Genomic DNA, 8,257 nt, shown 5'->3' with positions numbered 1-8,257 from the left:
GTGCCCGCCCGCTCCCGCCCGTCCCGCTGACCCCCGGAGAGCCCCGCCGCGCCTCCGTTCTGGAGGCCTCGATGCCCGTCACGTACATCACCGCCGACACGCACTTCGGCCATGCCGGCATCCTCTCCGACAGGATGATCCGGCCGCGCCCGTTCCGCTCCGTCGAGGAGCACGACGAGCATCTCGTCGCCCTCTGGAACAACCGGGTCCGCCCATCCGACAGGGTCATCCACCTCGGCGATTTCGCCTATGGCTGCAGCCTCGCGCATGCCCGGTCGGTGTTCGACCGCCTCAACGGCGCGAAGACCCTGATCAGGGGGAACCACGAAGCCAGGGGCGAGCGCCTTCCATGGGAGGGCGGCGTCCATGACGTCCTGCGGATCGCCGTGCAGGACCCGGGCATGCGCCGGCCGGTCGACCTGTGGCTGTCGCATTACGCGCATCTGTCGTGGCCGGATTCCCGGAGGGGGCGCATCCATCTGTTCGGGCATTCCCACAGGGCGATCCCGGCGACGGCTCGGTCCTGCGACGTCGGCGTGGACTGCTGGGGATTCCGGCCGGTGACGGTGCCCGAGATCCTGGAGCTCCTCGCGGAGACGGCCGCCCGGGAGGCAGGGGACGCCGCGGCGGCCGCGCTGGCCGAGGCCGCGTGAAAGGGGGCGCAGAGTGTGCGCCCCCTTGGGTTCAGGAGACCTTGACCTTCTTCGGCGCCGGCGCGGGCGGCTCCTTACCGACGCTGCGCCAGCCCGCGTCTGTGACCCTGGCGAACGTCGAGCGCTTCGGGTTGCCCGGCACGATGAGGCCGTCTTCCACCGCGTAAACCGCCTCCCAGCCGTCGAGGCCTGTCATGAGGCTACCGTCCGAATTCGGCCGAAGGTTCGGGAAGGCGCGCTCCTTGGGCTCCTCGATCCCGACGTCCGGTAGAAGGCGACAGGCGTGCGCCGCGCTCAGGCTACCACTTAAGACGTGGAGCCCGACAGCTCTGGACACATCCCTCGGGGTCGTGTGCTCCATCGATGACACGAGCCGCTCCCAGTCCGAATCGGTGGCGAGGTCGACCGCGTGATGCCACTGCCCGAGCGAGCCCCTGCCACGGTCAGGCACCCACCCTGCCGTCAGGCCTGTGACCTCTTCGACCCTGCGGACGAACGGGATGTCGCCGCACGCGGGGGTGGAGAGGTGGAGCTCCCAGATCCTCGGGGCCGTCGGCGGCTGGAAGGGGCCGCCCACCCGGTGGACCGTGACCGGGAACCCGATCGAGCGGGGGGAGTAGGGAGCCCGATTGTCCGGATCCATCAGCGCGCCGAGGCTGGCGATGTACTCGTTCGCGATGCCGGACGCGACGAGGCGGTCCATCGCCGAGGGCTCTTCGGCCGGCTCCGGCTCTTCGACGGGCTCGGGTTTGGCCAGCCTCGGGATGCCAGGCTGGATACTGTGCGGGTCTCCGCAGAGCTCGAACAGGGAGCGTTGCACCGGGCGGACATACCCAGCCACGGGCGGGGCAGCCCGGACGACGGGGAGCCGGCGTTTGGTCTGGTAGGGAGCGGAGACGGCCTCGGCGATGTAGGCGGCGTGATCGAACTGGGCGGCGGGCATCACTTCCCCCTGAGCAGGCTGGCGAGGGCGTGGGCACGCTCGGTGTCCACGGCGATGGCGTCGGCTTGGGCGGCCAGCGTGTGAAGGTGCCGATCCAGCAGGATCACGAGGGCCGGACCGACCCAGTCCGGGATGCCGCGATCGCCCTTGCCCCACCGCGCCGGCAGGCGGGGATCGATCGTGTCCCGGGCGCCCTCGGGATGCAGCGGCCCGAGCAGCGCGGCGAGCGGCCGGCGCCAGTCGGGACCGCCGGCGAGGAGCTCGCCCACGGCGGCGAGGGTTTCACGGGATACCGTCACTGGTTCTTCCTCAGTTGTGCGATGAGCTCGGCGAACAGGGTTTCGATCTCGCTGATCGCCATGCTCCGGCCAAGCATGAGGCCGTCCGTGAAGGCCCTGCCAACGACGGTCTCCATGACCGTCGTTGGCCGCGGCGGCGCGGGCTCTTCCATCAGCTCCGCGAGGATCCCGGAGATGTACGACCCATGATCGCTCTCGGAATCGGACGACAGGTGCGGCGGGAGGGCGGGAGCCGTCGGCTCGGTGCCCGGCCTCGCCGCGCACGCTTGCTGCTGCTGGCAGGGCTGCGGCACCATTGTCGGGGCCGGGGCCAGCTCCGCCTTTAGCCGATCGAACACCGCCTGGTCGACTGATCCGGATTCGCGCAGATCCAACAGGCGCACCCGAGCCGCGTCCGCCCGCGCCGTCTTGTCCAGCCCACGGAACTCACGTCCCCACGTGGCACGGACGCAGGCCGCCTTCGCCTCGTCGTACGTCATCATCGCCGAGCGCAGGTCCGCGCCCTTCTGCGGGAGCCGCGGGACGATGGCGGGGATGTAGCCGAGGCCGCGGCTCTCGTCGGCGAGATCGAGGGCCTCCTGATGAGTGGCGCAATCACGGCTGATCTGGCCGTCCGTCACGATCCACAGGGAGGCATCAGCGTGATCCGGATCGCAGGGGAAGCAGAGGTGTCCGAGGGCGCCGATCCGGACATGCAAGGGGGCGGCGTTGCGGGCGCGGGCCTGCTGCTGCTGGCACGGCTGCTGGACCATGGCGGGTGCCGCGGCAAGGCAATCACAGACGGCATCGATCGTGCGCTGTGCAGTGACCTTGGAGAAGTTGGGGGTGATGTACGGCTTCGCGCCGGGGCAGTGCCAGTGGTGGTGATCGCTGGCGAGGACGTAGCGGGTGCGGATCACCACACCATTTTCCATGACGCGGTACTCGTCGCAACCGTGGTCCGGGAACTCGGGGCACGGGCGGACGCTGGCCTGGTCCACGGCGATGATGCCGTAGTGGGTGACGGTGCGGACCAGACGCATCGCGACCCGGGGAGCGGCGCAGGCCTGCTGCTGCTGCGCCGGCTGCGGCACCATCGAGGGCGCATCGGCGAATGCGGCGAACCCGTTCTTGGCGATGTACCAGCAGTTGCGCATGGCGGCACCGATGTGCCGGAGCACGGGCTCACCGACCAGGTCGGCGACGAACCGGGCACTTGCCCAGGCGGCACTCAGAATCGAGGAGCGGTCGTAGGATTTGGTCATCGTGGTTTCCCATCGGTTGTATGAGCGGGCATAGCCGCTTCATGTCCCCATGATGGGGACATGCCGTGAATCTGTCAAGCCTGCCCTAGAAATCGGCCAGCTCGGCGAGGGATTCCGCATCGGCGTCGGGGATGCTGAGCGTCGCGCGCGGTGCGCCCGGCGACGACGCCGAGCCGGGTGCTCCCTGCCAGTCCTGAAGGCGGTCGAAGCTCCAGTCCTCGTCGTGGCCATTCTGGCGGTGCCACGTCGAGATCACGTCCACTACATCCAGGAGCGGCGCACCGACGAAGACGTGCGGCAGGTCGCCGATGTCCCGAATTTTCTCGCTGACGCAGGCGTCCGGCTGGATGCCGCTGAGGCCGACGATGTATCCTCGGGTCTGCCGGTCCAGCCTCCTCAGAAGATTGCGCCGCTGCCGGCGCCGCCTCGCCCTGTCTCCCTCAAGCCAGGCCGCGCGGAGAGCAGCCATCTCGTCGGGCGTGCAGTCGACCGAGCGCATGGCGCGCCCGGTGCCTCGGCTGTAACCGTCGCCGCCCTCGATCGTGTAGAGCGCGACATGGCGGGTGATGCGCCACTTCCGGGGCTGACCCTCCTCAGGCGCGACAGCCTCGATCTGCCCGAGGCGCAGGCCGTGATGGAGGTGATTCCCCGCATCGTGCCACACGAAGGGAGTCCAGAGGTCCCGCGGTATCCAATCCCGCCTCTCGACACGCGCTATACGCAGTGACAGGCGTTCGACGATCTCAACATCGGTGAGCGTGCGATCCCAAGCAAAGATGCTGACGAGGTCCTCGCAGACCAGAGCGTTGTAGACATCACGGAACTGGTCTCCACCGTCGAGCACGCCACGCGTAAGTCCGTGTTCGAAGGACGCGCGATGGTTTCCGTCCTTAAGAATGTTCGGCTGAACGATGCCGTTCCTTTCGTAAAACATGTCATCGAACATGTTTTGTCCATAAGCATTGTAATGCTTTTCGCTCATGTACAGGTAGTCTAATTCCTCTGGATACCTTTCATCACGCTGAAAGTCCTGGGGCCTAATCAAGGGCCTGTTGGGGGGATGACTGTAGATGCTCATTGTTGTCTCCTAGAAGAAATCGGTGACGTCATCGCGGGCCTTGGCCTCAGCCTTGGCCACGCACGCCGTGCACGTGGTCTGCGCCTCGTCGGCCCACGCGCAGCCATCCTCGCAGGCGTCGCTGTCGCTGCACCCGCAGCCGCGGCAGATCGGTCCGAGAACTTCGGCGATGCGGAACCCGAGATCGTCCCGGATCGCGGATTCGACAGTCGCCGGCATCTCGGCGCGCGCCATCCACTCTTCGAAACTGAAGGCCGCGGCGGTCGCGGCCCGGGCCGCGATCGAGTCGTATTCGCTATCCGCGATCCCGGCAGTGTGCCCGCTGCAGAGCATGCCGAGGGCGAGCTCGCCGATCATCGCCTTGTCCTCGTCAGGCAGCGTCGCCCACAGGGCACCGACGTCGAGGCGGTTGGGCGAGATCCCAAAGGCCGGACGCTCCGGCTCCTCCGAGAAATCCGGCGGCAGGTTCTCCAGGAGCGGGTACATCCTGCTGCCCATCAGGCGGCCCTCCTCGTGGGGACGTAGGCGGCCTGGCGCCTCTGGCTCCCGACTGTCCCGATGGCCCGGTGCGCCGTGCACCACACCGCGCTGCCCGGATCGATCGGGTGCCCACAACATGTCGCGTCGAACCGGGGATCGCCGGCTATCCACCTGCACGCGCCGGCCGTCAGATCCGTCAGGGCCACCCTCCTCGATTCCGGGATCGCGACGTCGGCGGGCGGCCTCGGCGCGAGGCGCGGCGCCGGCCGGGGGATGCGGGCGACCGCGACCGGCTTCGGGGTGGCGGGCTTGCGCCGGGCGCTCCGCCCCGTGCCGCGGGCGATCTTGGCGTTCGCGAGGGACCGAAGCGCCGGGGGCGACTGGCGTCCCTGGAAGCTCAGGCCGCAGCGGGCCATCCTGGAGATGACGCTGCACTTGGACCGCCGCACGCCGAACTGGGCGAACAGCTCGTCGGCCGTGCCCTGACCGCCCTTGCCGTCGACCCAGAGCTCCTTGGCCCGCTCGATTTCCTCGGGCGTCCATTTCGCCTGCGACACCTCTTCCATGGGGGCGGCGCGGGGTTTGAGCCCCAGGCCGTCCGATGTAGTCTGTCTAATCCCCACGACGCCAGTCCCGTAACATTTGCTCCGTTGGAGTAACGATTCCTCTTGCTTGGAAAGCGAGTCAAGCGCTAAGTTGGGTTGGTCGCCATTTTCCTTGGGATGCCCCGATGCCCGTCCTGACCCGCCCGCCCCTCAATTTCGGACCGCCCTGGACGCCCGTGGGGGAGCACCGCCGGCGCGGTGAGACGCGCGAGCTCTGGCATCTCGACGGGCCGAACCAGGCCTATTCCGACGCGTACCGCGCGGTGCGTGCGCCGCTCGTAGCGGCGGGCTTCTCGTGGACGGAGCACGGGACCGAGCGCGGGGTCCTGGTCCCGTGCTGGTGGGGCGGCGTCGACGAGGCGGACGTGGACGTCCCCGCGCTGCAGGGCGCCGTGGATGCGGCCATCGCCGTTGCTGCCGCCAAGCGGGCCGAGGCGGATGCCAAGTGGGAAGCGCGCAGGCTGGCAGAGGCGGCCCGCATCGCGGAGATCTCGGCGCCGATTCGCGCCCGGCTTGCCGAGATCGTCAGCTCCGCGCCCTGGCAGCTGGGCCGGTCCTACGCCGAGGCGGCCGAGCTCGCACACATGATCGAGTGGACACGGTATGGAGTGGACGCGGCGTCGCGCTGGATCGCCAACGCGGAGCAGAACAGAATCAGGGCAGAGGAGCGCCTATCGCGGCCGAGCCCGCAGCAGTGGTTCGAGCGCGCCGCCGATGCCGGTGTTCAGGCTGCCACCCTGGAGGGCCTGCAATTCTTGGCGGGCCTCGATGAGGACTTGGCGAGCGAGCAGAACGGGCGAGGATTTTCCCAAGTCACGACGTGGAGCGGGCACGTTCTGGCCGAGCGGGATGCCCTCGACCAGGTGTCCGCCGCGCACGGCCTTGCGCTGCTGCATCAGCACCGGTCGCAGCTACCTCCGGACGTCGCCCGTCGGGCCCTCGGGATCGAGCCGAAGCCGACCCGCAAGGTGCGTTCGCCTGGTGGCTTGCTGGCCTCGGCGTAACCATCCATCACCGCAACGAGAGACCCATCGCCATGACCTTCCTTCACCGCCTGCTCGCCCTCATCCTGGGCATCCTCACGGCTCCGCTGCGGTGGCTCGGCCTCGGGCCCGCGCCGGATTCCGCGCAGGCCCTCGCGGCGGCCGCCCTGTCGGATCGCACGCCCGCCATGCCCGCGCTCGATGACGAGGAGGCCTATCCTTTGGGGGCGCTGATCAGGGAGCATGCCGTCAGGATGACGATGCGCCGGCCCGATCCCAGGCTGCCCGAACTGAAACCGTTGCCGGGGCGGATTGCGGCGTGGATGAGCGGCCTGACGCAGGATCAGCTTTCCACGATCCATGCCGTGCCGGCGAGGTTGCTGGAGGAGCACTGCACGGCCGGGGGCGACGGGCGCCTTGTCGCGCTGCTCGGCGCCGTGCCGCATGCAGGGCTGGTGCCCGGATGGAACGCGATCGTGTCCCCTCACCGGGAAGGGGACATCCCGGGGGAGACGTATCTCGACGGCGTGTGGAGCGATCTCGGTATCTCCGTGGACGCCCCGCCGCGCTACGCCTGACGCGTCAGCACCGAGACGACCCCGAGCCCGCCGGCAACCCACCGGCGGGCTTTCTCATGCGCGGGGGCGGGCGCGCCCCTCGCGGACCGCGGTTGCCAGCGTGCGCAGGCCGTCCTCGGCGCGGGCGGCCCTGGCGTTGGCGGCATCGAGGGCAGCGCCGAGGACGACGCTCTCCTGGCGGGCGGCCGCGGCATCGGCCTGCGCGCCGGCGAGGAGGCGGCGGACCCGGGCAAGCTCGGCCGCGACTTCGGAGACCGCGTTGGCCTGCGTGATCTGATGCTGACGGACGCCGTGGAAAGCGCCGGTCACGAGAGCGTCGCCAAGAAGCAAGCCCTGCGTGACGCGGAGGCCAAAATCCATGCCGGTGTGCAGTGCGACGCCCATGGCTCTCTCCCCTCGATCCGATCTCGCCGAATCAGGAGGCACCTGGCCGGGAGTCCCAGTCAACCCGGCCTGGATGCTGTCCACATTTCTTCGTGAACGACATCTTTATTTCGGCGGAGGCTATTGTGCCTTGCCCACTCAGCACTTCTACGCACGAGATGCGCACGAGCTCGTGCCCTGGGGGCCTGACATGTCATTGTGCCTCTCATGACGCGGGCGGATGCTCCCCTCATGAGCACGCCCCTCCCAGCCTACGCCACCGCCAAGATCCGGCAGCAGAACCGCGTCGCCCAGAAGGTCACGCGCGAGCGCCGCGCCGAGGCCGGCCGCCCGGATCCGGCGACCCTGGATCGCGCGCTGGCCGATGCGCTGCGGGATTGCATGGCGGCCGCGCCGACCGGGCGGAGGCTCGCGACCGCCCTCGATCCGGAGCGCATCATCCGCGCGGCAGCCGTCGCCCTGCTGCGGCGGTCCCACAAGGCGCTGAAAGCGGGCAAGGCCCCGATCGTCTACCGCGCCGAGGCCGTCGCCGCGGCCCTGGCGAACCGGCTGGGGCTGGAAATCTAGGCCCGCGGGTTTTCCATAAACGCGATTCCTTCGGCAGGAGTAACGGGGGGAATGCCTCGCACTTGTAAACCGCTCGTCTGACGTGTCGACCTTGCTGAAGCGGTCCTCAGACCTTGGGGCGGGGCTTCAGGACCACTTCGACATCGCAGTCCATCGCGTCGGCCACGGAGCAGAGGCGGGCCCAATGCCAGCCCGCCAGATGCCCGGCTCGGAGCTCGGTCCGGACGTGGCTGTCTCGCATACCTTCGGGATAACCTTCCCACCGATGTAAGGTCATGCCGAGGCCACGGAACGATGTGGAAAGTCCGGAAGCGACCGAGGCCGTGTCAAAACGGATTGGGCGCGGAACTTTATGAATGTCGGCTGCGGATGAATCGCCACGGCTCGTGCTTGTTCAGGCTCGGATGGCCTGGATGAGCCAAGCTGCGCCGAACAGGCGGATC

General features: G+C 68.9%; 11 protein-coding genes. 4 read left to right on the top strand and 7 right to left on the bottom strand.

Annotation, left to right across the window (positions count from 1 at the left end; all coding sequences use genetic code 11):
• The first annotated feature begins 71 nt into the window (after positions 1-71).
• Positions 72-653 carry a metallophosphoesterase gene (locus J7U37_RS24495; RefSeq protein WP_247637435.1) on the top strand — a complete coding sequence of 194 codons (582 nt, stop codon included), beginning with the start codon at positions 72-74 and terminating at the stop codon, positions 651-653.
• 31 nt (positions 654-684) lie between these two features.
• Here the strand turns inward: J7U37_RS24495 and J7U37_RS24490 are convergent, their stop codons facing one another.
• The 6 genes from J7U37_RS24490 to J7U37_RS24465 all read right to left on the bottom strand — a co-directional run bounded on the left by J7U37_RS24490 (position 685) and on the right by J7U37_RS24465 (position 5,263).
• Positions 685-1,596: a hypothetical protein gene (locus J7U37_RS24490; protein WP_247637434.1), complete on the bottom strand. Its 912-nt coding sequence runs from the start codon at positions 1,594-1,596 to the stop codon at positions 685-687.
• Entirely contained in the window at positions 1,596-1,895 is a 300-nt protein-coding gene (locus J7U37_RS24485) for a hypothetical protein (protein WP_247637433.1), read from the bottom strand. Before J7U37_RS24485 ends, J7U37_RS24490 begins: the two co-directional genes overlap by 1 nt.
• Complete coding sequence (locus J7U37_RS24480) at positions 1,892-3,139, bottom strand: hypothetical protein (protein ID WP_247637432.1); 1,248 nt, start codon at positions 3,137-3,139, stop codon at positions 1,892-1,894. Before J7U37_RS24480 ends, J7U37_RS24485 begins: the two co-directional genes overlap by 4 nt.
• An 85-nt stretch (positions 3,140-3,224) precedes the next feature.
• On the bottom strand, positions 3,225-4,217 hold the full coding sequence (locus J7U37_RS24475; RefSeq protein WP_247637431.1) for a hypothetical protein: 993 nt from the start codon (positions 4,215-4,217) through the stop codon (positions 3,225-3,227).
• 9 nt (positions 4,218-4,226) lie between these two features.
• Positions 4,227-4,715, bottom strand: coding sequence for a hypothetical protein (locus J7U37_RS24470; RefSeq protein WP_247637430.1), 489 nt, complete (start codon positions 4,713-4,715; stop codon positions 4,227-4,229).
• The gene (locus J7U37_RS24465; RefSeq protein ID WP_247637429.1) at positions 4,715-5,263 is read right to left on the bottom strand and encodes a GcrA family cell cycle regulator; all 549 of its coding nucleotides are present in this window, start codon (positions 5,261-5,263) and stop codon (positions 4,715-4,717) included. The genes J7U37_RS24470 and J7U37_RS24465 overlap by 1 nt, the downstream gene beginning before the upstream one ends.
• Before the next feature lie 164 nt (positions 5,264-5,427).
• On the opposite strand from J7U37_RS24465, the gene J7U37_RS24460 reads away from it, so the two are divergent.
• Both J7U37_RS24460 and J7U37_RS24455 read left to right on the top strand, forming a co-directional pair.
• Entirely contained in the window at positions 5,428-6,306 is an 879-nt protein-coding gene (locus J7U37_RS24460; protein WP_247637428.1) for a hypothetical protein, read from the top strand.
• Positions 6,307-6,338: 32 nt separating this feature from the next.
• Complete coding sequence (locus J7U37_RS24455) at positions 6,339-6,863, top strand: hypothetical protein (protein ID WP_247637427.1); 525 nt, start codon at positions 6,339-6,341, stop codon at positions 6,861-6,863.
• Between the two features lie 54 nt (positions 6,864-6,917).
• Here the strand turns inward: J7U37_RS24455 and J7U37_RS24450 are convergent, their stop codons facing one another.
• Complete coding sequence (locus J7U37_RS24450; protein ID WP_247637426.1) at positions 6,918-7,247, bottom strand: hypothetical protein; 330 nt, start codon at positions 7,245-7,247, stop codon at positions 6,918-6,920.
• A 231-nt stretch (positions 7,248-7,478) separates the two neighbouring features.
• Between J7U37_RS24450 and J7U37_RS24445 the strand changes: the two genes are divergently transcribed.
• Positions 7,479-7,814, top strand: a complete 336-nt coding sequence (locus tag J7U37_RS24445; protein WP_247637425.1) for a hypothetical protein — start codon at positions 7,479-7,481, stop codon at positions 7,812-7,814.
• Positions 7,815-8,257: the final 443 nt, after the last annotated feature.

Source organism: Methylobacterium sp. 37f (genome assembly GCF_023093475.1).
GTDB lineage: Bacteria > Pseudomonadota > Alphaproteobacteria > Rhizobiales > Beijerinckiaceae > Methylobacterium.
The sequence above is the reverse complement of the archived record's forward strand: the minus strand, read 5'-3'. Positions and strand labels throughout refer to the sequence as shown.

Coding starts and splice junctions, on each gene's coding strand:
- J7U37_RS24495 (WP_247637435.1), top strand. CDS start 72: ATGCCCGTCACGTACATCACCGCCGACACGCACTTCGGCCATGCCGGC.
- J7U37_RS24490 (WP_247637434.1), bottom strand. CDS start 1,596: ATGCCCGCCGCCCAGTTCGATCACGCCGCCTACATCGCCGAGGCCGTC.
- J7U37_RS24480 (WP_247637432.1), bottom strand. CDS start 3,139: ATGACCAAATCCTACGACCGCTCCTCGATTCTGAGTGCCGCCTGGGCA.
- J7U37_RS24475 (WP_247637431.1), bottom strand. CDS start 4,217: ATGAGCATCTACAGTCATCCCCCCAACAGGCCCTTGATTAGGCCCCAG.
- J7U37_RS24470 (WP_247637430.1), bottom strand. CDS start 4,715: ATGGGCAGCAGGATGTACCCGCTCCTGGAGAACCTGCCGCCGGATTTC.
- J7U37_RS24465 (WP_247637429.1), bottom strand. CDS start 5,263: ATGGAAGAGGTGTCGCAGGCGAAATGGACGCCCGAGGAAATCGAGCGG.
- J7U37_RS24460 (WP_247637428.1), top strand. CDS start 5,428: ATGCCCGTCCTGACCCGCCCGCCCCTCAATTTCGGACCGCCCTGGACG.
- J7U37_RS24455 (WP_247637427.1), top strand. CDS start 6,339: ATGACCTTCCTTCACCGCCTGCTCGCCCTCATCCTGGGCATCCTCACG.
- J7U37_RS24450 (WP_247637426.1), bottom strand. CDS start 7,247: ATGGGCGTCGCACTGCACACCGGCATGGATTTTGGCCTCCGCGTCACG.
- J7U37_RS24445 (WP_247637425.1), top strand. CDS start 7,479: ATGAGCACGCCCCTCCCAGCCTACGCCACCGCCAAGATCCGGCAGCAG.